Annotated in this window: 17 protein-coding genes; 10 read left to right on the top strand and 7 right to left on the bottom strand. The window is 45.8% G+C overall.

What is annotated here, in order from left to right; translation table 11 throughout:
- Nucleotides 1–73: 73 nt before the first annotated feature.
- A complete protein-coding gene (locus V7Q33_RS02665) occupies nt 74–781 on the top strand; it encodes a YebC/PmpR family DNA-binding transcriptional regulator (RefSeq protein WP_331981026.1) in 708 nt (235 codons plus the stop codon).
- Between the two features lie 3 nt (nt 782–784).
- Here the strand turns inward: V7Q33_RS02665 and V7Q33_RS02660 are convergent, their stop codons facing one another.
- Nucleotides 785–1,516 (bottom strand): SDR family oxidoreductase, encoded by a 732-nt coding sequence (locus V7Q33_RS02660; RefSeq protein WP_331981028.1) that lies wholly within the window; start codon nt 1,514–1,516, stop codon nt 785–787.
- 180 nt (nt 1,517–1,696) lie between these two features.
- Between V7Q33_RS02660 and V7Q33_RS02655 the strand changes: the two genes are divergently transcribed.
- Entirely contained in the window at nt 1,697–3,358 is a 1,662-nt protein-coding gene (locus V7Q33_RS02655) for an ArnT family glycosyltransferase (protein ID WP_333818810.1), read from the top strand.
- Here V7Q33_RS02655 and V7Q33_RS02650 read toward each other — a convergent pair.
- Nucleotides 3,339–5,288: an LTA synthase family protein gene (locus V7Q33_RS02650; protein ID WP_333818809.1), complete on the bottom strand. Its 1,950-nt coding sequence runs from the start codon at nt 5,286–5,288 to the stop codon at nt 3,339–3,341. The genes V7Q33_RS02655 and V7Q33_RS02650 overlap by 20 nt on opposite strands.
- 217 nt (nt 5,289–5,505) lie before the next feature.
- Between V7Q33_RS02650 and V7Q33_RS02645 the strand changes: the two genes are divergently transcribed.
- From V7Q33_RS02645 to V7Q33_RS02610, 8 genes are all read left to right on the top strand, one after another.
- Nucleotides 5,506–6,339: an outer membrane beta-barrel protein gene (locus V7Q33_RS02645; protein WP_331981034.1), complete on the top strand. Its 834-nt coding sequence runs from the start codon at nt 5,506–5,508 to the stop codon at nt 6,337–6,339.
- A 29-nt stretch (nt 6,340–6,368) separates the two neighbouring features.
- Nucleotides 6,369–7,376: an amidohydrolase family protein gene (locus V7Q33_RS02640; protein WP_333818807.1), complete on the top strand. Its 1,008-nt coding sequence runs from the start codon at nt 6,369–6,371 to the stop codon at nt 7,374–7,376.
- Complete coding sequence (locus tag V7Q33_RS02635; RefSeq protein ID WP_333818806.1) at nt 7,373–8,029, top strand: hypothetical protein; 657 nt, start codon at nt 7,373–7,375, stop codon at nt 8,027–8,029. Before V7Q33_RS02640 ends, V7Q33_RS02635 begins: the two co-directional genes overlap by 4 nt.
- A gap of 274 nt (nt 8,030–8,303) precedes the next feature.
- Nucleotides 8,304–9,332, top strand: a complete 1,029-nt coding sequence (gene trhO, locus V7Q33_RS02630) for an oxygen-dependent tRNA uridine(34) hydroxylase TrhO (protein WP_331979640.1) — start codon at nt 8,304–8,306, stop codon at nt 9,330–9,332.
- 113 nt (nt 9,333–9,445) lie between these two features.
- Entirely contained in the window at nt 9,446–9,976 is a 531-nt protein-coding gene (gene mog, locus V7Q33_RS02625) for a molybdopterin adenylyltransferase (protein ID WP_331979642.1), read from the top strand.
- 24 nt (nt 9,977–10,000) lie between these two features.
- On the top strand, nt 10,001–10,981 hold the full coding sequence (locus tag V7Q33_RS02620; RefSeq protein WP_331979644.1) for a M23 family metallopeptidase: 981 nt from the start codon (nt 10,001–10,003) through the stop codon (nt 10,979–10,981).
- 152 nt (nt 10,982–11,133) lie between these two features.
- Complete coding sequence (locus V7Q33_RS02615; RefSeq protein ID WP_331979646.1) at nt 11,134–12,045, top strand: hypothetical protein; 912 nt, start codon at nt 11,134–11,136, stop codon at nt 12,043–12,045.
- A gap of 5 nt (nt 12,046–12,050) precedes the next feature.
- On the top strand, nt 12,051–14,747 hold the full coding sequence (locus V7Q33_RS02610) for a CHAT domain-containing tetratricopeptide repeat protein (protein ID WP_333818804.1): 2,697 nt from the start codon (nt 12,051–12,053) through the stop codon (nt 14,745–14,747).
- A 227-nt stretch (nt 14,748–14,974) separates the two neighbouring features.
- On the opposite strand, the gene V7Q33_RS02605 is transcribed toward V7Q33_RS02610, so the two are convergent.
- The 5 genes from V7Q33_RS02605 to V7Q33_RS02585 form a co-directional block, all read right to left on the bottom strand.
- Nucleotides 14,975–15,334 carry a nuclear transport factor 2 family protein gene (locus V7Q33_RS02605; protein ID WP_331979650.1) on the bottom strand — a complete coding sequence of 120 codons (360 nt, stop codon included), beginning with the start codon at nt 15,332–15,334 and terminating at the stop codon, nt 14,975–14,977.
- A 122-nt stretch (nt 15,335–15,456) separates the two neighbouring features.
- The gene (locus V7Q33_RS02600; RefSeq protein ID WP_331979652.1) at nt 15,457–17,859 is read right to left on the bottom strand and encodes an ABC transporter permease; all 2,403 of its coding nucleotides are present in this window, start codon (nt 17,857–17,859) and stop codon (nt 15,457–15,459) included.
- A 206-nt stretch (nt 17,860–18,065) separates the two neighbouring features.
- On the bottom strand, nt 18,066–19,511 hold the full coding sequence (locus tag V7Q33_RS02595; protein WP_333818803.1) for a tetratricopeptide repeat protein: 1,446 nt from the start codon (nt 19,509–19,511) through the stop codon (nt 18,066–18,068).
- Between the two features lie 36 nt (nt 19,512–19,547).
- Complete coding sequence (gene metF / locus V7Q33_RS02590; protein WP_331979655.1) at nt 19,548–20,504, bottom strand: methylenetetrahydrofolate reductase [NAD(P)H]; 957 nt, start codon at nt 20,502–20,504, stop codon at nt 19,548–19,550.
- Nucleotides 20,505–20,590: 86 nt separating this feature from the next.
- On the bottom strand, nt 20,591–20,920 hold the full coding sequence (locus V7Q33_RS02585) for a four helix bundle protein (RefSeq protein ID WP_333818802.1): 330 nt from the start codon (nt 20,918–20,920) through the stop codon (nt 20,591–20,593).
- Between the last annotated feature and the right edge of the window lie 50 nt (nt 20,921–20,970).

The raw sequence follows: 20,970 nt of genomic DNA, 5'->3' as shown, positions 1-20,970 counted from the left end.
GCAATTACTGGCCTGACGATTTGACTAATTGCGGAACTGATATAATTTTGCCACCCTTAAAACAGAAACGACCATGGGGCGCATTTTTGAAAAACGAAAGCACAAGATGTTTGCACGCTTTGACCGGATGGCCAAAGCATTTACACGAATTGGTAAAGACATAGCCATTGCTGTAAAACAAGGTGGCCCCAGCCCCGAAAACAATCCCAAGCTTCGCCTGGCTATACAAAACGCCAAGGGTGTAAACATGCCTAAAGACAAGGTTGAAGCGGCTATAAAACGCGCTTCTTCCAAGGAAGAAAAAGATTTTCAGGAAGTTACTTACGAAGGCTATGCACCACACGGTGTACCCTTGATGGTAGAGTGCGCTACCGATAACCCTACCCGCACGGTAGCCAACGTACGCCTCCATTTCTCTAAAAACGGTGGAAGTATGGGTAACTCCGGCTCGGTTGCTTTTATGTTCGACCGCAAAGGCGTTTTCAAGTTTGATCCGGCCAAGATCAACCTCGATGAACTGGAACTTGATCTGATCGATGCAGGTGCAGAAGATATCGAACGCAATGAAGACGAGGTGGTGATCTATACCAAGTTCACAGAGTTCGGGCACATGCTGAAATTCCTCGAATCCAGGAACCTGGATGCAAAAAGCTCAGAGCTTCATTACATTCCCACCACTACCAAAGAACTAAGCGAAGAACAGCAGGATGAAGTGCTGAAACTCGTGGAAGTTCTGGAAAGTGATGACGATGTGCAGGCTGTGTATCACAACCTGGCATAATCGCTACATCTTCAGCTTTTTAAATATACCTTCCGGGATGTTCCGGATGATGAGCATGATCCATCGCCATACAGGCAATACATAGATCACGTCTTTCTTTTTCTTTACGGCTTTCAGAATAGCTTTGCCGAGTTGCTCCGGTTGAGCTGTTAAGGGTTTGGGAAGTTTGAGTCCTTCCGTCATGCGTGTATGGATGAAACCCGGCTTTACCGTTACAACGTGTACGTTATGCGCCGTTAACCGATTCCGCAAACCGGAGAGATAAGCTGTGAAGCCGGCTTTGGCACTGCCATATATATAATTACTCTGGCGGCCGCGTTCACCAGCCACCGAACTGATGCCTACTATAACACCGCTCTTCCGCGCTTCATAATCGTTCGCTACAGCGTTGAGAATAGATACCGCACCGGTATAATTCGAGTGGATAATCTTCTCGGCTTCAATCCAATGATGCGCGGCCGTTTGCTGGTCGCCCAGCAGCCCGAATACACACAGCGTAATATCCGGTTTAGGGTTTAGTGAGGTATAAAATGCTTCGTGTCCAGCCGATTGCAATGCATCAAACTTCAGCGCCCTGGCGTCTATGCGGTGGCGGATGTGCAGGTCGCTGGCTGCAATCGTGAGCGACTCGGTGTCGCGTCCGGCGAGATAAAGATTATATCCGTTGGCAGCAAACTCATGTGCGCAGGCAACGGCAACATCGCTGCTCGCTCCCAGAATTAAAACGTATGGCACGATCTTATAGAGATTAGGTCTTTTAATGAAAACGATTTCACACATCCTTGTTGCACCATCGCAGCAAGGGCATTCAAACATACTAAATATCCCGCTATAAATCGTGATCAACGACTTCACACTATAGCAATACTGTCGTAATACTCACTCCCTATTTTAGCACACTGGACTTGTAAGAGAATGCTAAAGAAATTTTATCTGCTGGCCGCAATCCTGTTAGGTGTAATCTATATACGGGGCCTGTTTATTCCGCTGATGGACAACGATGCTGCGCATCATGCCAATATAGCTTTGCACATGTATCTCACAGGCGACTTTGCCTCGTTAATGGATCAGGGACAGGATTATCTTGATAAACCACATTTACTTTTCTGGCTGGCTGCAATCAGCTATCACATCTTCGGGGTATCTGCATTTGCTTATAAACTGCCTTCACTCCTGTTCAGTCTTCTGGGTATATATTCAACATACCGTCTCGGCAAATTGCTTTATTCAAAAGAAACCGGATGGCTCGCTGCCTTTATCCTGGCTACTTGCTTTTCGTTCATCCTGGCCAACCACGATGTGCGCATGGATGCTATCCTCACCTCATCTGTCATCTTTGCCATCTGGCAACTGATCTCCTACACAGAAACGCTTCGCTGGAGGAATCTTATACTCGGCAGTGTGGGCCTCGCGTTGGGCTTTGCCACCAAAGGCATGATCGGCATCGTTATGCCCGGTATAGCGGTGGCAGTACACCTGCTATATCAACGCAATTGGTCGATGTTGCTCAGTCCCCGATGGTTACTGTTGCCGTTGCTGGTATTGATCCTGATTAGCCCGGTGCTCTATTGCTATTATCTTCAGTTCGATCTCCATCCGGAAAAGATCATTCGCGGCCGCTCTCAACTTTCCGGAATGAAATTCATTCTCTGGTCACAAAATGTAGAGCGACTGGAAGGTGAAAAATTCGGAGCCGTGGCCAAGAGTGATCCCTTCTTCTTTCTGCATACATTTTTGTGGGCTTTTATACCGTGGAGCCTGCTTTGCCTGGCTGCATACTGGAAACGCCTGAAGAAATTCGTTTCCAAAAAATTCCGTTACAATCCTTCACGCGAGATCGTTACGTTCGGCACAGCCACGCTGGTGTTTGCTATCATCTCAGCATCCAACTTTAAACTGCCGCATTACCTGAATATACTCCTGCCATTGTTTGCCATACTGCTCGCCGGCTATCTCACCGGTACGCTGCGCGATAAACAATTGTCTGATCTATACATTACGCAGATCATTACAGCAGCTGTGCTCCTGGTATTCATGCTGCTGCTTAATATATGGATCTTCCCGGTACATCAGGCATGGATTGTTGTGCTGGGCCTGCTTCCCGCTATGCTATATTTCGCCTTTCAAAAAGATTCAGCGTATGTGGAGCGTATCATCATGCTTTCAATCGCAGCCGGGCTCACGTGTAATATCATGCTTTCGTTCAGCTTTTATCCACAGATGATTTCGTATCAGGCAGGCCAGCGACTGGCAGCGTATGTAAAAGAAAAACATATCGATCCGCACACCATCTATTACCTGCAGGAGTTTGAACGCAGCAACAGCTTCGAGTTTTGTACAGCAACACTTCTTCCGGAAGTAGCTTCGGCACAGGCTGCCTTGCCATCACAACCGCGATGGGTTCTTACAGGAGAATATGGACGCGAGGCGCTGGTTAATCAGCATATAGCCTTCAAGGAAGAGAAGCAGGTATTCCATTACCGCGTATCCCAACCTAAAATAAGTTTCCTCGATCCGCAGAGTCGCATGGATCACTTGAGCCGCTTTTACCTGCTGCTTATTGAGCCGCATAAGTAAACCGATTATCGATAAGCCGGTTGTTATACTGTTGTATCATGGCTTTGATACGCGTTTCCATACGCGCCTGAATGCCGGGCAATGTATTGATCAGGTTGTGTTGTTCAAGTTTATCCGTTTTAAAATTATACAACGCAACGCTGCGGCTGCCATCGAACTGCAACAGGTAATCGCCTTCCATCAACTGGTATACATTGTCTTTGTAGTTGAATACAAATGGCTCTTTCGGTTCGCGAAATATATCGCGGCCAAACGCTACATAAGGATTATCAAAATGTAAGTATCCTAATATAGAAGGCATGATGTCGATCTGCTCCGTCAGTTCTTCCGAGCGCCCGCTCAGGCTGCCATCCGGTGCATAAAAAATTACCGGCACAGAATAGTATCCCCAGGCCGTGCGCGATTCAGGGAATTGTATTTCGGAAGATGTGTGATCGGCGGTAATCACAAATACTGTATTTTTAAACCACGGCATGGTAGATGCCTGCTGAAAAAATTTCTTCAGGGAAAAATCGGTATACTGAATGCAGCGATGGATCACCAGCGGCCCACCCTTAAACCTCGCTTCATATTCGGCCGGCACCTTGAACGGATGGTGTGATGATACCGAAAATATAGCACTCATAAACGGCTGCTTGAATTCATTCAGTTTATTAGCATGGAACTGAAAGAACTTGTCGTCCCAAATGCCCCATATACCATCCGAGTCATCGTCATTGCCATACTCCGTCATGCCGTAGTATTGATCTACACCGGCCAGGTTCATAAATGCCTGAAAGCCCATGGAGCCATTGGGAGCACCATGAAAAAACGAAGTGGTATATCCTTTCGGTTTAAGTAACGATGCGAGACTGTTGATCTTGTTGCCGGAATATGGCGACAGGAAGTACGGCACACCCAGCGAAGGTATACTGCTAATGACCGAAGGCAGTCCATCGATCGACTTGCGGCCGTTGGCAAACGAATACTGAAACGTAAGACTGTGTTGCGATAATGAATCGAGAAACGGAGTATACCCCATATAGGTACCATTCTCTTTATCGTGATTGAAGATTCCGAAGAATTCCTTCGAAAAACTTTCAAGGATAATCACTACCACATTTTTCGGCTGAAAGGGAATTGTATCGTGCGGTATATGCACTGGTGAATACACTGTATCCACTACTGCTTCCGGATAATAAGCCACTTTTTGTATCTGCGTCTTCCCCATCGTGCGCATCAGTGCGAATGGTGTGTTCAACACAAGGCTTATCTCCTTGGGGTCTTTTACATATTCACCCGCGTTGCTCAGGGTAATCGGTCGCGTGCTGTGCTTGAAGCCACCGCGTATACCGCCAATCACCAGGTATACTATTACCAGCATCATAATCAATCCCGAGCTATAAAACATCAACTTGTTCTTCAGCATCGGCCCATGAGGCTTCACGCGATTATAGAGCCACACCATCAGCGCGATCAAAGCAAGCCAGCATACCACGGCATACCAGTAATCGGCAAAAAAACGGAGCCAGAGGCTCCCCATGTTATTCTCATTTTCAAATTGTCTGAATACATCGGCCGTAGTGCGTCTTCCTGTGAAACGGAAGTATATAAAATCAGAAACGTTCGCGGCAATCGCTGCACCATTAAAAATAAAATAGATCCACTTGATAACCGTTTCGCAGGTGCGATGAAACCGAAAGGGAAACGGAAGGATCATGAGCAGGATTACCAGCGCATTGGTATACAACACAGCCGTCAGATCAAAACGAAGTCCCCCGAGAAAAATGCGGAAGAAGTCACCTGCATGCAAACCTGCAAAATAATCTGCATTAAACAGATAAAAACCTGCGCGGCACAACGTATACAATGCCATGGCCAACATGAGTCTAAATGCCAATACGATATAAATATTTCCACGAAGCTTCAGACCTTCCAATAGAGTAAACATGTTGCTGTGAGCAGGTTAAAATATGTGATGCGATTTAACACAAATTTCAAATAATTATCACATCGAATATCCTTAAATTAATCTTGAAGCCGGAGTGCGATATTTATTGCTTATTTTGCCGCCTGTTTGCTGTTAAACCTAGTGACCGAATTCTGTAATGACGCGGCTCCTTTTTGTTACACTCTGTTTTTCATCATCTCTTTTCAGCTACGCGCAAATGCGAACTCTTTCTTTCGGTGTCGCCACCGGTGCTACTACCAACTTTACACTGGATGAAGGCATCAGCAAAGACCCGCGTTATAGAAACAAGTACGATATCAAGTTTGCCCCTGTCTCAATTCACTATGGTGTGGATTATGAAGGATATGGATTCACGATTGACCCCGGGCTTGTTCATGTCGGGCAGAACTTCTATGTGTCCAACACTTCCGGCGGACAGCAAGGTGTAAGAAAGGTTAACCTTCACTATGCAAATATACCGGTGGCATTCAAGCTGCATGCTATCGACATAGCATTCTTCCGCGTGAGCCTCGTGGCGGGTGGAAGTTTTGCATACCTGTTGAGCGGTAGTGAAACGGTGAGTCATTCTCAAACCAGATTAACATTTCCTTCGCAGGTATATCCTATTCTGCCATCCAGCTATACCGTTGTGTACGATGGCGTGGAAAGTCCTGAGGTCAGTAATTATACCATGCTGTCAAAGCAGGATTTCAAATCGTACCAGGCTTTTGCCATGCTCGGCTTTCGCTCTGACTGGCAGGTGAACGATGAGTGGATGGTGTCTTTGGACTTTCGTATGAACTACGGCATCTTCGAACCCCGCACCAACAGCTATCTTGAAAAACTGAATAACTACCAAACCCTGTACGATCTTCCGGGCCGGCGAAGAGATATGTTCGTGCAATTGAACATCGGTATCTCGCGCTACCTCGAATTTGAAAAGAAGGAGAAAGCACCTCGCGTACAGAAAGCCAGGTCACCCAAAAAGAGCTCAACCAAAACCAAAAAGTACCCGTATCGCGCACCGCGCACCAGTAAACCCCGCGGATAACAAATTGCTTTTATATTTGCCTTCGCGGCATGCTTAAAATTGACTCTCATACTCACGTTCTTCCCAGGAAACTTCCCGACTGGACAAGTCAATTCGGCTATGGCGATTTTATTCACCTGGACCATCACCGGCCGGGCGCAGCCCGCATGATGAAGGGCAACCAGTTCTTTCGCGAAGTGCAGGAGAATGTATGGAACCCCGAGGTACGAATAGAAGAATACCGCCAGTATCATACGCAGGTGCAAGTGGTTTGTACCGTGCCGGTTATGTTTGCCTATTGGGCCAAACCAGCCGATTGTCTGGCTGTATCGCAATACCTGAACGACCACATCGCTTCACTGATCTATCAATACCCGAAAAACTATTTGGGACTGGGCACCATCCCTATGCAGGATACTGCACTGGCCATACAGGAATTGGAGCGATGCCAGCAGATCGGACTGCAGGGCATTCAGATCGGATCAAACATAAATGATGTGAACCTTAACGAAGCGTGTTTCTTTCCGGTTTTTGAGGCCTGTGCTTCGCTGGGTATGGCTGTGCTGGTACATCCGTGGAATATGATGGGAGAAAGCAGCATGAAGCGATATTGGCTACCCTGGCTGGTGGGTATGCCAGCAGAAACGGCGCGCGCTGTAAGTTCCATGATTTTTGGCGGAATATTTGAAAGACTCCCTGCACTAAGAGTTAATTTCGCGCATGCCGGGGGATCCTTTCTGCCAACCATCGGGAGGATTCAGCATGGATTTGATTGCCGGCCCGACCTGGTGGCAATCGATAACCCGGTGGCTCCCCAACATTACCTGGGGCGATTTTGGGTTGACAGTATAACGCACGATCCGCTCATGCTGGACTATGTGCTGAAGCGGCAGGGATCGAAACGCGTAACGCTTGGTTCCGATTATCCTTTTCCGTTAGGAGACCTGGAGATCGGTTCGTTTATTGAAACGATGAACCTGGACACAAAACAAAAAGAAGATATTTTTCATAACGCTGCGCTGGAGTGGCTTAATGTGAAAAAGGAACGATTCGAATGATGAGAAACCTCGTGAACCCCATGCGCGCTACGCGTATTTTTCTGATGCTGATCTTGCTGACGGCTGTTAACTTTTCGCTCCATGCGCAACAGGATCGCGCGCGGGCTGAAGAATTTGCCCGTGAGATGGAGCAGGCCCGCAAAGCCGCGCTTATGCGTGAGCTTGACTCAGGCGTATACTATATGGACAACGGTGAATACAAAAAGGCAGACGAAATCTTCAGACACGTACTGGCTACCGTAAAGAGCGTTCCTTCTGACCTCACGTATTACTTCGGTAAAAACTCTTTCCACCTCGGCCTGTATAAGCAAAGTATAGACTGGTTAAATAAATACATCCAGCTGAAAGGTACCAACGGCCAGTACTCACAGGAAGCCATCCAGTGGAAAAAACAGGCGGAGAACGAATTTCTAAAGGAAAAAGAGAACGAAGCCAGCAAGGCGCAACAGATTCTCTCCCAGAATTATGATATCGACTGCGGGCCCTCGGGCAAAGTAGTTTGCCCGGCATGTAAAGGCGATCACGTGATCATTCGCCGAGGTGCTTTCGGTGATGAATACAAAACCTGTCCGTATTGCAACGAGCAAGGTATACTTACCTGCCAGGAATACAATCTCCTCCTGCGCGGAAAACTCCAACCGAGAAACCAGTGAAAGGATGCTGATTCGTTACAGGTTATCCGTTAACAGTTAATCGTTATCAGGAAGGGTCTATTAACGTGTAAACCTATAACGGTCTGCGTACTCTATGTGAAAATATTTTGAAATCAATGCAGAAGTGCGACACACACCAAACCTCACTCACACACCAGCAGTTGGCAGCCAGTAGCTCACAGCTATTTTCAGATCACCCTCTAGCAACTCGCAGCTAGAAACTCGTAGCTATTTTTTCCTATCTTTGCCGCGCGATTAACCTGCAATTAATCCAATGGCATTATACAACCGCGTTGAAGGCCGCGTTCTCAAGGAGAAGATGCGCGCCACACCCGAAAAAAGGGTCACTATTTCTTTTTATCGCTATCACCACATTTTACAGCCTCAGGAATTTCGCGATCAGCTTTATCGTGAGTTCGATGCTATTGGTGTGTTGGGAAGAATATATATAGCGAATGAAGGTATCAACGCGCAGATCAGCGTGCCGGAAAATAACCTCGAAACATTTCGATCCAAACTCTATAGCATCGACTGGCTGCATGGCGTACGCCTTAACATTGCTGTACAAGACGATGGCCGATCTTTCTTCAAACTGAAAATACTGGTGCGCAAGAAAATTGTAGCCGATGGTCTTGATGACAGTTCTTTTGATGTAACCAACTCTGGCGTGCATGTAGATGCGGCTACGTTCAATAAACTCATGGATGATCCCAATACGGTAATGATCGACATGCGCAATCATTATGAAAGCGAAGTAGGTCATTTCAAGGGAGCGATTTGTCCCGATGTCGATACCTTCCGTGAAGAGCTGCAGGTGGCAGAAGACCTGATGAAAGATCAGAAAAACAAGAACCTGCTGATGTATTGCACTGGCGGCATACGCTGCGAGAAAGCCAGCGCCTGGATGAAGCATAAAGGCTTTAAAAATGTTTTCCAGTTAAATGGCGGCATCATCAAGTATGCGCAGGAAGTGAAAGAACAAGGGCTGGAAAACAAGTTTATAGGAAAGAACTTTGTATTTGACGAACGCCTGGGTGAACGCATTACCGATGACATTATTGCGGTGTGCCACCAGTGTGGTAAGCCCTGTGATGATCATACCAATTGCAAGAACGATGGCTGCCATCTGCTATTTATACAGTGTACCGAATGTGCAGCAAAATACAATCAATGCTGCTCCGATGAATGCAAGGAAATCATAACACTGCCCGAAGATCAACAACGCGAAATCCGCAAAGGCATCAACAAAGGACGACAGGTATTTAAGAAGAGCCGGTCGGAGAAGATACAGTTCAGGAAATAGCCACTGGCGTCTGGCTGCTGGGCGCTGAGAAAGTGCATGCTCTCAGGGGCTAGTGGCCAGAAGCATGTAGCCCCCATTTTTCCATATCAAGCACACTTTCTACTTTAACTACCATGACCATTCGCATTGGAATTATCAATGTATCAGACCGGGCCAGCCAGGGCATCTATGAAGATATACCAGGCAAAGCTATCGTAGAAACGTTGAACGAGTACATTAAAGGTCCGTGGGAAAAAGAGTACGCCGTTATACCCGATGAGCAACATCTCATTGAGAAAACGATGATTGATATGGCCGATCACCGTAAATGCTGCCTGATCATTACATCGGGAGGCACAGGCCCTGCAAAGCGCGATGTTACCCCTGAAGCTACGGAGGCGGTATGCGAAAAAATAATGCCCGGCTTCGGAGAATTGATGCGCGCTAAAAGTCTTACATACGTACCCACCGCCATTCTTTCGCGGCAGACAGCCGGTATCAGAAATCAAACCTTGATCGTAAATTTGCCTGGGAAGCCGAAAGCAATCCGACAATGTCTGGATGCTGTTTTTCCAGCCATACCGTATTGCATTGACCTGCTGGAAGGACCGTTTATCGAATGTAATGAAGAAATTATACAGGCTTTTCGACCTAAAAGTACTTAATTTACAGATTTACTCTGACTTACTATGGCTAGGATCAAGTATTACTACGACACTGAAACCTGCAAATACGAGCGGGTAAAGACAAAAACCAGTGATGTTGTGATGAATGCCCTGGGGATTTTATCCCTTACCGTAGCAATGGCGGTGGGCCTTCTGATACTCTACACCAACTACTTCGAATCTCCGAAAGAACTCATTCTGAAGAACGAAGTAAAAGAGTTGGAATTTTACTACGACAAGCTTAGCAAGGATGTAAAGAACCTCAACGATATTCTCGGCGATGTTGAGCATCGTGACGACAATATTTACCGCGTGGTGCTCGGAGCCGAGCCAATCGATAAAGCAATACGCAATGCCGGAGCGGGCGGTGCTGACCGGTATGAAGACATTCGCGAAAAGAGCATCGACCATGAAGACATGGTTATCGGCCTTAACGAGAAGGTAGATCTGCTGCGCAGAAAGCTATACATCGAATCCAAATCGCAGGATGAGGTGGTGAAGCTCGCTGAGAAAAAAGAAAAGCTATATGCCGCCATTCCGGCTATTCAACCTGTATCAAACAAGCAATTACTGGCACTCGCTTCCGGTTTTGGATGGCGTACGCACCCGATCTACAAAGTGAAGAAGATGCACACCGGTATCGACTTCGCCGCTTCTATCGGAACACCGATCTATGCTACGGCTGATGGTACGGTAGCAGAAGTAAGCGTGAAGTTCAGCGGCTATGGAAAGATGGTAGAAGTAGATCACGGCTTTGGATACAGAACCCGCTACGCGCACATGCACGAGTTTGCTGTACGCTCCGGACAGACGGTAAAACGTGGTGACCTGATCGGTTATGTTGGCAACACCGGACTTTCTACAGCACCTCACCTGCACTATGAAGTGTTAATCAATGGAAGCCAGGTAGACCCGGTTCATTACTTCTACAACGACCTCACGGCAGCGGAATACGAAAAAGTGCTTGAGCTTGCTTCTATCGAGAACCAGTCGCTGGGAATGTAACGGCTACGGGACACGCCTGCAAGGCTCATGCTCTAACAATAGACTTACAAAGACCCTGAAGAAATGCTCTTCGGGGTCTTTCTTTTTTAAGTAACTTGGCTGAAAATCTACCCAAAGCCATGTTCAGGCACACCTGTCTACCCGCATTACTCTTGCTATTGATCCTACTATGGGCACAGTTCCAGACGCGCGCACAAGGTTGCAGCGATGCAGGCTTCTGCACCATGGGGGCTATGAAACCGGATCAGCCTTTCAACAAAAAGATTGAGCTTCGCCTGCGCTCGATGGAAATCAGTTTCTATCGCGGTACTACTACACTTACACCCATCGTATATGTAGCCACAGCTGATCTCAATTTCAGTCTCAATCAGAAAACCTCTTTCCAGGTAAAGCTGCCGTACCAGGCCGTGTCGGGCAGACTGGCCAACACATCAGGCATGGGCGATATATCACTTTGCATTACGCGGTCTATACGCAAGACCGAAAAGTATGATATCAACTTTTCGATTGGCGGAAAGATAGCCACCAATAAATCCAATAAGCACTCGGATGAGAACGATCCGCTGCCGATGTACTACCAGACCAGTCTCGGTAGTTACGACTTTATAACCGGTATCTCTTTAATTTGCAAAAAGTGGTTATTCGCCACAGGCATTCAGCATCCATTCAACAGAAACAGTAATGAGTTTATCGGCAACTGGAGTGACCAGGACGAGATCATGTATGTACACAAATACTCGTGGGCAAGGCATCTACGCCGTGGCACGGATGTGATGGCTCGCATAGAGCGTAACTTCCGGTACTCGCGATTCAACTTCAGTCTCGGACTACTGCCGATATACCGCATCAACCACGATCAAATTACATTAGCCGATGGATCGCATGTTAAACCGGCTGGTGCTATTGGCCTGGCTATGTCGGGTATAGCTACGGCCGGCTATAGTTTCAATGTGCGCAGCGGTATAAAATTACTGGCCGGAAGAAAGATTACACAACGTGACTATAATCCTGACGGCCTCACGCGCCATTTTGTATCGACCATCAGTTACTACTACCGTTTCTAAAAATCATGCGAACGCTTCTATCTCTGATATATCTCCCGCTGTTCTGCTTCGTGATGTTAACGGAAGCTATAGCGCAGCAAACTGCCGACATCGATCAGTATATATTAAATGCTGATTATGGCAAAGCGCTTGCGCAGATCGATCAGCAGTTATCGACCACAACCCATGCACAGACCAGTGTTTTACTGTTGAATAAAAAAGCGGAAGTGCTCATTCACCAGGGGCACTTTGATGACGCTGAAAAATTACTGAGCACGATCGCTGCCAAAACCGAAGACGCAGCTTTTCTAAAGGCAGTGACACAATCGCATTACGGTTTGCTGTACCTTAACCAGGGAAGAAACGATCTGGCGGAAGATGCGCTGAAAAAATCACTGCAGCTTTTTGAAGATGCCGGAAAATCTGAAACGCTGGAAGCCGCACAGGCGCTCGCCTATCTCGGCAACCTCTATAGCGCTACCGGTAAATATGCCCAGGCAGAGGAACAACTCAACATGGCACTAACACTGCGACAAAAGCAATTGAAAGAAAACCATGAGTTGATTGCAGCGTCCTACAACGACCTCGGCCTGGTCTTTACAGCGACAGATCCTGACAAAGCATTGGAGTTCTATGAAAAGGCCCTCGCGATATATCAGAATATTCATGGCAAAGAACATCCCAAGATTGCGATTGCCAACACCAACATCGGGTTTGTGTACCGCAAATTGGAGCTATACGGCGATGCTGTGAACAACTTTGAATCGGCTTTGAAGATATGGGAGAAAGTATATACCGGTCCTCACCCGTCCAAAGCCTTTGTGTTGTTCAACCTGGGTGAAACCTACATGAAGATCGGAGATCAAAAAGCATCGGCCGCATTTTATGAACGGGCCTTGCTCATGTACCAGCAAAGTTATGGCAGGAAACACCCGGAAATAGCACGTGTACTAAATGCCATTGCCAGTATAGATATAGCTTCTTCGCAGTATAGCAAAGGACTCTCCCACTACCAGGAAGCACTACAGGCTAATGTGAGCGATTTTGATAACAGCGACATCCGCACAACACCGCGGCTTCACAACTTTTACGATGGCAACGTGTTGCTATATTCGCTGTTGGGAAAAGCGCAGGCACTGGAATCGCAATACTATGGCAAAACGCTGAAGCTTCAGAACCTTACCGATGCCTTGCAGACTTTACAAGTGTGCGATACGCTAATCGACAAACTTCGTCAGCAGATTACCAATGAAAATGACAAGATATTACTGGGCACCATCGCCAACGAAGTATATGCGGATGGTGTTCGTATAGCACATGAAACCGGAGCGGTGGCCTTCGTTAAAAAGCCTTACTTTGAAATGGCATTTTACTTTGCCGAGAAAAGCAAATCTGCTGTATTGCTCGAAGCTATATCCGATGCCAATGCCAAATCGTTTGCCGGTATACCCACAGAACTGCTGGAAGAAGAAAAGAGTCTCAAGACTGCTATAGCGCTGTGTTCACAGAAGCTTGCACAAAAGCCATCCGCCGATGAAGAGAAATACCTGCGGGAAACATCGTTCAGCCTGAACCGAAGTTATGAAGCCTTCATCAGGCGATTGGAGCAACAATTTCCCGAGTACTTTAACCTGAAGTTTAACGCCAGCTCGCCTTCTATACAACAACTGCAAACCCGGCTGAATAAAACAACAGCCTTGCTCAGTTACTTCATCGATGACAAGAACAACCACCTTTACATCTTCGAAATCACAAAAAGAAAATATAGTATACACGATCATGCGTTACCGAAAGACTTCAACCGCTACATTACGGGTATGCGTAACGGTATTTTTTTCAATGAAATGAAAGCTTATGTTACAGCCTCACAACAACTCTCTGCACTGTTGCTTCCCGCACATATACCATCTTCAGTAAACGATCTGTTGATCCTTCCTACAGGGAGGTTGAGCATCATTCCCTTTGAAGCACTGTTTACCCGCGAGCCATTACCGGTTGATACATATAAAACACTACCTTACCTGGTAGGCCGCTATAACATTCACTATGAATTTTCGGCCAGGTTGATCCTGCAAAAGAACAACGCATCGCTCTCGGCTACGCCTTCTATACTTTTGTGCGCTCCGGTAACATTTCCCGAAGAAGACGGCTTGAATGAATTGCCCGGCACGGAATCGGAAGTAACAGCGATCGCGCAGTTGTTCAGCGCTAAAAACTTTAACAGCGGCCTTTTCATAAAACAAACTGCAGATGAAAAACTGATCAAGTCAGACAAGATCAAAAACTATAAATATGTTCATCTTGCTACACATGGCGTTGTCGATGAAAGCAACCCTGCACTGTCAAGAATATTTCTACAGTCAGATGTAGGATCAGAGGATGGGAATCTGTTCGCAGGTGAAATTTATAATCTTAACCTTAACGCCGACCTGGTAACGCTCTCTGCCTGCCAGACAGGGCTTGGTAAAATATCCAAGGGTGAAGGCGTTGTGGGATTGTCGCGTGCGTTGGTATATGCAGGTGCGCGAAATATTATCGTTTCATTCTGGAGCGTTGCTGATGAATCTACCTCTGAGTTGATGAAAAATTTTTATCGGAAGATGCTCGATGAGCCATCGGTAAATTTCAGTGGAAGTCTGCGCAAAGCCAAGCTCGATCTTATCGCACAAGAACAATATGCGGCCCCATATTACTGGGCACCATTTATATTGATAGGATTTTGAAATAGCTGCTGGCTGCCAGCTGCTAGAGGGAGTGTGAGTTGGGAATGGTGTGTGTGTTTTGACTTCGTCATTCGCTGGTCGGTGTTCTTTGTTCGTTCTTCAAAAAACTACTGGCTTCTGGCTACAGCAGCTGGAAAAGATTAAATGCAGGCACTCGCAGGTATATACTTTGTGTAACTCTGCGTCTCCTTTGTGTTGCTTTGTGTCACTGGATTTTACTCCCACAGCTATCCAATGCGCATAGTACTCAATAGCCCGTCTTCCAATTCAAAGATATGCTGTATGTCGCGGATCGATACTATATTTCCGGACATGTCGCGGATAATCTGGTGCGCTTCTGCTACGACGCGGCCTTCGTCATCGGTGCCGACATCGATCAGTTTTAAATGCGGATCAATATAGGTCCACTGGCGTTGCCAGCAATCCCGTATGCCGTCATGTCCTTTTACCAGTCCTCCTTCCATCGTATTGGCCCATACGGCATTCGGATGGATCACTTCCAACGCTGCGTCTATATCCCGGGCGTTGAAAGAAGTATATACATACTGCAAAAGTCTATGAAGATCAAATTTCTGCTCGGTAATCATACTTCAAGGTTAAGTTACCTGAAGTTGTAAAGACTAACCCTTTCTCACAATAAAATTACCACGAACTGCAGCGTCCGCATATTAACCTCCAATAAGGCCGACAGACGCGTGTCTCAATCCATTTATTCATAGCGTAATGAGCGAGCCGGGTTGGTACGGGCTGCTTTAATGGTATGAATGCTTACCGTTAGCAAAGCAATAGAGATAACGAGCAGGCTAGGCAACGCAAAAATCCACCACTCCATTGTAATGCGATTAGCAAAGTCTTCCAGCCAGGCTTGCATTACCCACCAGGCCACAGGCGTAGCAATGGCAATAGCAATGCCCAACAGGATAATATAGTCTTTGCTGATGAGCGTTAATATACTGGGTATAGATGCCCCCAATACTTTGCGGACACCGATTTCCTTGGTGCGCTGTATAGCCGTGAGTGACGACAGACCGAACAATCCCAGGCATGCTATAAATATAGCCAACGTTGAAAATATACCGAATACTCTTCCAAACTGCTGGTCGGCCTGATACTGTTGATTGTAATGATCGTCCAGGAAGAAATGGATAAACGGATTGCCGGGAAAGAGTTGTTTCCAATCGGCTTCAAAGCCTGCCAGCGACTCGTGCACATTGGAAGTATTAAACTTGATGGAGTAATAACCACCAGGCGCTTTGCTATAGCGGAAGATCAACGGATCGTACGCTTTCTTCAATGACTCCTGATGATAGTTCTTCAGCACACCTACAATCTTGAAGGTATCGCCCCAGAAAAATATCTGGTCATTCAAAGCATCCTCCACTTTTTCAAATCCTAACTGACGCGAAGCCGATTCATTGATCATTACATTCTTGTCTTCACGCGCAACATCACCTGAGAACGGGCGACCTGCCAATACTTTGGCATCAAACAATTTCACATAGTCGTGATCCATCATTATCACGCGGTATTGTTTGGCTTCGTCATCACGCTGACTGATTCTCCGTATGCCGCCGGCATTCCAGTCAGGTGCACGACCCGGAACTGCAGAGGAAGCTGTCATGCCGGTAACTTCTGCGTGTTGCTGAATAGCATTCTTAAACACCTGGAATTTCTGTTCATACGTGGAGTCAACTACATTGGGAGAATGCAGCACAAGTGTTTGATTGATATCTACACCGAGCGCCTGCTGCTGCATGTGGCGTATCTGCCGGTATACCGTGAAGGTTCCTACAATGAGTGTGATCGAAGCTATAAATTGTGTAACCACCATTCCCTTGCGGAAGATTACACCACGATCAGTATTCTTAAATCGCCCTTTCAATACTTCCACCGGTTTATAACCTGACAATACAAATGCAGGATATAGCCCGGAAAGCAATGCACCTCCAACAATAAGCAATCCTATCCAAACCCAAAACATGGTTTGTCTGAATAGCAGGTAATCCAACTGGCGGCCGGTGATTTCGCTAAACGAAGGCGTCAGCATGATCACCAGGGTTATGGAAATTAATACAGCTACGCCGTTTAACAACAACGATTCGAACAGAAATTGCTGGATCAACTGCGAGCGGAACCCTCCCATTACTTTACGCACGCCTACCTCGCGTGCACGTTCGATCGATTTCGCTGTCGACAGATTTATATAGTTGATCCAAGCAATCACGAGAATCAATACAGCTACAATGGAAAGGAAGTATGTTGATTGTCGATTCCCATTAGGCTTAAACTCACCAATGAAATCAGAGTCAAGATGTATATCATTTAGAGGCTGCAAGTGAAAGACCATGCCTGCATTATATTTCTTTAGCTCCTCGCCTGCCTGTTTCTGTATAAAGGCTGGCAACTTCGCTTCGAAGGCATGGACATCGGCATCATCATTCAACATAATATAGGTAAGGAAGCCGTCCCACTGCCAAGAGCTGACGGGATCATTCCATATCTTATATAAACTGGAGAACGACATGAGCATATCGATCTTCATGTGAGAATTGAACGGCAGGTCTTCAAATACACCGGTCACTTCGTATTCCGTTCTGCCGTTGTTCTTCATGAATTTACCCACCGGGTTTTCATTGCCAAAGTATTTTTTTGCTGCAGATTGTGAGAGTACAATCTTGTATGGTTCTTTCAATACCAGAGAATCCACACCATCTAACAAACGGATCGAGAATACGCGGAAGAAATCTTCAGATGCACAGAATGCTGCTTCCTCTTTGAAGAACACATCGCCATACGCGAAAACAGAATTACGATTGATGAGACGCGTATAATATTTTACCTCCGGAAAATTGGCTTTGAGATCAGGACCTATACCAGCACAACCGGAAGCCCAGCGTGTTGACAGCTCTCCGCGATCGTAACGATCAAGCTGTATGCGGAAAATTCTATCCTTCTTTACCAGGAAATCATCATAGCTAAATTCATGCATTACATATTGTGTAATCAGCATACAAGCCGTCATACCAATGGCAAGGCCAAGTATATTGATGGTAGTAAATGCTTTATTGCGCGAAATATAGCGCCAGATGGAGGTAAGGTAATTCCTGATCATGCAGCTAAGGTTTTAATCAATACTGATGGTACTTTACAAGGTTACATTTTATATACAGAATATTCGACCAGACAATATCTGCCCGTATGCATTGTATAAAGACAATCACGTGCCACGAAAGTAAATGCTGGCCTATGAGCTGGTTATAGCGAAAACGCACAATATACCTGTATAGAATCGTACGGGGAACGTCCGTGAGCGGACGATTAGAAGTTACGGCTGCTTTCGAGCTTGCGGTTTATGATGCGGATAATCTCATCCAGCTCCACGGCTGCTTCCTGTAATCGGTCGAGTATCTCTTCGTGATCATCATTGAGCTCACGTATTCTCGCCAGTTCAACGAGCCCCAATATACGGGCAAGAGGGCCGCGTACTTCATGTGCGGTAAAGAAGGCGTACTCAATGAGCTTTTGATTTTGCCTCGCAATCTCATCGGTTCGCTCCTGCACTTTCATCTCGAGGTTTTCATTCATTTTGTTGATCTCAACATTTAATTTGAGAAGCGCCTCTTTGGCGAGATGATTAGTCTTATTAAGCCCGTAGAATTTGAAACCAATAAGAATGGAAAGCAAAAGGATGATGGATACTCCGCCGATGGCTATATATTGGCGTTTCACAATCTTATGCTGAAACGCAAGCTCCTGTTCCTTCTTTTCAAAATCATACAACATCTGGATGCTGGCAATCTGTTCGCGCCGTTCATTCTCAAAGATGATGCGCTCAAGGGCAGATGCCTGACGCGTAAAATATAGCGCTGAATCAAGATGGCCCATGCGTTCAAAATATAAACTGAGATGTTTCAGCGCTTCCATCTCCTGCGTGCGACTGCTTTTCTGTCGCGCCAGTGCAATCGTGGTGTGCAGGTAATAATAGGCCGAGTCGTACTGCTGTGAGTTCAGAAACAGTTGTCCTAATTTATTACTGGCTGAAACAATCTGCATGTGGTCATTGGTGAGGCGTGCATAGCGTACAGCATCTTTGAAAGATATAGCAGCAGCGGTATAATTTTCCTGGTCAGCATATACTTCGCCGAGCGCCAGGTGTGCATAGCTTACACCCCAATCGTCTTTCATTGATCTGAAGCGGTCCAGTGCAAGTTTACCGAGATATTCTGCCCTACCATAGTCTTTGGCATTCCGGTAGTATTCCGAGAGCGCAAGCAAGGAGTTTGCTACGCCTATGCTATCGCCTATTTCGCGTTTCAGCTTCAGGGATTTTAGTGAGAAGTCACGTGCCTTATCAAATTGATTCTGCTTGCTGAACAGCAAGGACAGGTTGTTTAATACTTTTGATTGACCGGAGAGATCGTCAAGCTCTTCGTATAGCTTTAGCGATTGGTAATCATACTCAGCCGCTACACCATACTCATTCTTAACAAAGTGAATAATGCCGAGAATTTTCAAAGATTCGGCCAGACCTTTTTTATAAGCTATAGTGCGAGATTCAGTTACCGCATCCCGCACTACTTTATCAGCATCATCCACGGAGATCAACAGGTATTGAAAGGCAAGCTCATTCAATAGATCAATGTGCTGCTTTTTGTCTTCTGTTTTGGGAAGAACTTTTAAGAGCGAATCAATCTTGCGATGTTGAGCCAATACAACTGTACTCGCAAAGGTCAGGATTAAAACAAACGAAGAAAGTATTTTCATTATAGCACCTACCAACAAACAGGGCGCTAATATAAGTTAAAATAGTTCTTTTGCTATCCTATAGATCGGATCAGATTTGCCCATGCTATAAAAATGCAGTGTTGGAACACCGTTCTTGATGAGTTCTTTCGATTGCTGAATGCACCATTCTATACCGAGCTCCTTTAAAGAAGTATTGTCCTTACATTTCTCCGCTTCATCGGCAAGCTCTTCCGGAATGTCAATATGAAATGTTTTGGGAAGTATGGTAAGCTGTGCTTTTCCGGTGAGCGGCTTGATTCCGGGTATGATTGGTACATTGATACCGGCCTCACGGCAACGATCTACAAATTCGAAATACTTTTGGTTACTAAAGAACATCTGGGTAACAACATATTGCGCACCCATATCAACTTTTAACTTCAGATACTTGAGATCAGTTTTCAGGTTCGGAGCATTAAAATGTTTCTCCGGATAACCCGCTACTCCTATACAAAAGCTGGTGGGCGCAGGACCGGTAAGTTCATCATCAAGATATACCCCCATGTTCATGTTGACTACTTGCTGAATCAAATCAGATGCATAGCGATGCCCGTCCGGTTCTGGAACAAATCGCGACTCACTTTTTATAGCATCGCCTTGCAGTAACAACACGTTGTCAACCCCCAGGAAGTGCAGGTCGATCAAGGCGTTTTCGGTTTCTTCTTTGCTAAAGCCGCCACAGATAATATGAGGGACTGTATCTACTTTATAGTGATTCTGTATAGCGGCACAAATACCAACCGTTCCCGGGCGTTTACGTGTAGTGCTTTTCTCCAGCAGACCACCCTCCTTCTTCCTATACACATATTCCTCACGATGATAGGTAACATCAATGAACGGAGGCTTAAACTCCATCAATGGGTCAATATTGCTAAAAAGATTCTTGATGTTTTCCCCCTTCAACGGAGGCAGAATTTCCAAAGAGAACAATGTTTTACCGTTCGCATTCTTGAGGTGGTCGACTACTTTCATTTTTACGTGTTGGTGTGTTAAAGTGTTGAAGTGTTTATGTTATCTTTTATTCTCTGATTCTCTCAAATATCGGATCAAACCTAATGTCAGGTTTTTGTTATCATCGACTTCATTCTCAATATATCTATACTTCCAGCTTCCAAATAATGAAGATCAGAAAGTACGTATAGCATACTTTGCACTTTCAACGCAGAACTTTGTACTGTATCCAGAAACCTTATAAAATCCTTTCTACTATACCTGCCAAATCCTTCCGCTATATTATTCATAGTAGAAAGTGCTGCCTTTCTTAATTGACTTCTCGTATCAAAGTCCCCCGCCAGCTTTCCCTCATCCGACATAGTATAAACTTCCTTCACAAGCTCCCTCGCTGCCTGCCAGCATTTCAAATCCTCAAACCTCTCAATCTTACTCATAACTTGATATAATTATATTGGAACAACATTAACGACTGTTTAACTCTATA

The sequence above is a fragment of the Ohtaekwangia sp. genome (assembly GCF_036786105.1).
Classification (GTDB): Bacteria; Bacteroidota; Bacteroidia; order Cytophagales; family Cyclobacteriaceae; genus Ohtaekwangia.
This window is presented reverse-complemented; position numbering and strand designations above follow the sequence as displayed.

Bases quoted from the DNA above. Each gene is read 5' to 3' on its own strand.
- V7Q33_RS02600 (WP_331979652.1), bottom strand. From the start codon at position 17,859: ATGATCAGGAATTACCTTACCTCCATCTGGCGCTATATTTCGCGCAAT.
- V7Q33_RS02610 (WP_333818804.1), top strand. From the start codon at position 12,051: ATGCGAACGCTTCTATCTCTGATATATCTCCCGCTGTTCTGCTTCGTG.
- V7Q33_RS02655 (WP_333818810.1), top strand. From the start codon at position 1,697: ATGCTAAAGAAATTTTATCTGCTGGCCGCAATCCTGTTAGGTGTAATC.
- trhO (WP_331979640.1), top strand. From the start codon at position 8,304: ATGGCATTATACAACCGCGTTGAAGGCCGCGTTCTCAAGGAGAAGATG.
- mog (WP_331979642.1), top strand. From the start codon at position 9,446: ATGACCATTCGCATTGGAATTATCAATGTATCAGACCGGGCCAGCCAG.
- V7Q33_RS02650 (WP_333818809.1), bottom strand. From the start codon at position 5,288: ATGTTTACTCTATTGGAAGGTCTGAAGCTTCGTGGAAATATTTATATC.
- V7Q33_RS02595 (WP_333818803.1), bottom strand. From the start codon at position 19,511: ATGAAAATACTTTCTTCGTTTGTTTTAATCCTGACCTTTGCGAGTACA.
- V7Q33_RS02665 (WP_331981026.1), top strand. From the start codon at position 74: ATGGGGCGCATTTTTGAAAAACGAAAGCACAAGATGTTTGCACGCTTT.
- V7Q33_RS02635 (WP_333818806.1), top strand. From the start codon at position 7,373: ATGATGAGAAACCTCGTGAACCCCATGCGCGCTACGCGTATTTTTCTG.
- V7Q33_RS02605 (WP_331979650.1), bottom strand. From the start codon at position 15,334: ATGATTACCGAGCAGAAATTTGATCTTCATAGACTTTTGCAGTATGTA.
- V7Q33_RS02640 (WP_333818807.1), top strand. From the start codon at position 6,369: ATGCTTAAAATTGACTCTCATACTCACGTTCTTCCCAGGAAACTTCCC.
- metF (WP_331979655.1), bottom strand. From the start codon at position 20,504: ATGAAAGTAGTCGACCACCTCAAGAATGCGAACGGTAAAACATTGTTC.
- V7Q33_RS02585 (WP_333818802.1), bottom strand. From the start codon at position 20,920: ATGAGTAAGATTGAGAGGTTTGAGGATTTGAAATGCTGGCAGGCAGCG.
- V7Q33_RS02645 (WP_331981034.1), top strand. From the start codon at position 5,506: ATGCGAACTCTTTCTTTCGGTGTCGCCACCGGTGCTACTACCAACTTT.
- V7Q33_RS02620 (WP_331979644.1), top strand. From the start codon at position 10,001: ATGGCTAGGATCAAGTATTACTACGACACTGAAACCTGCAAATACGAG.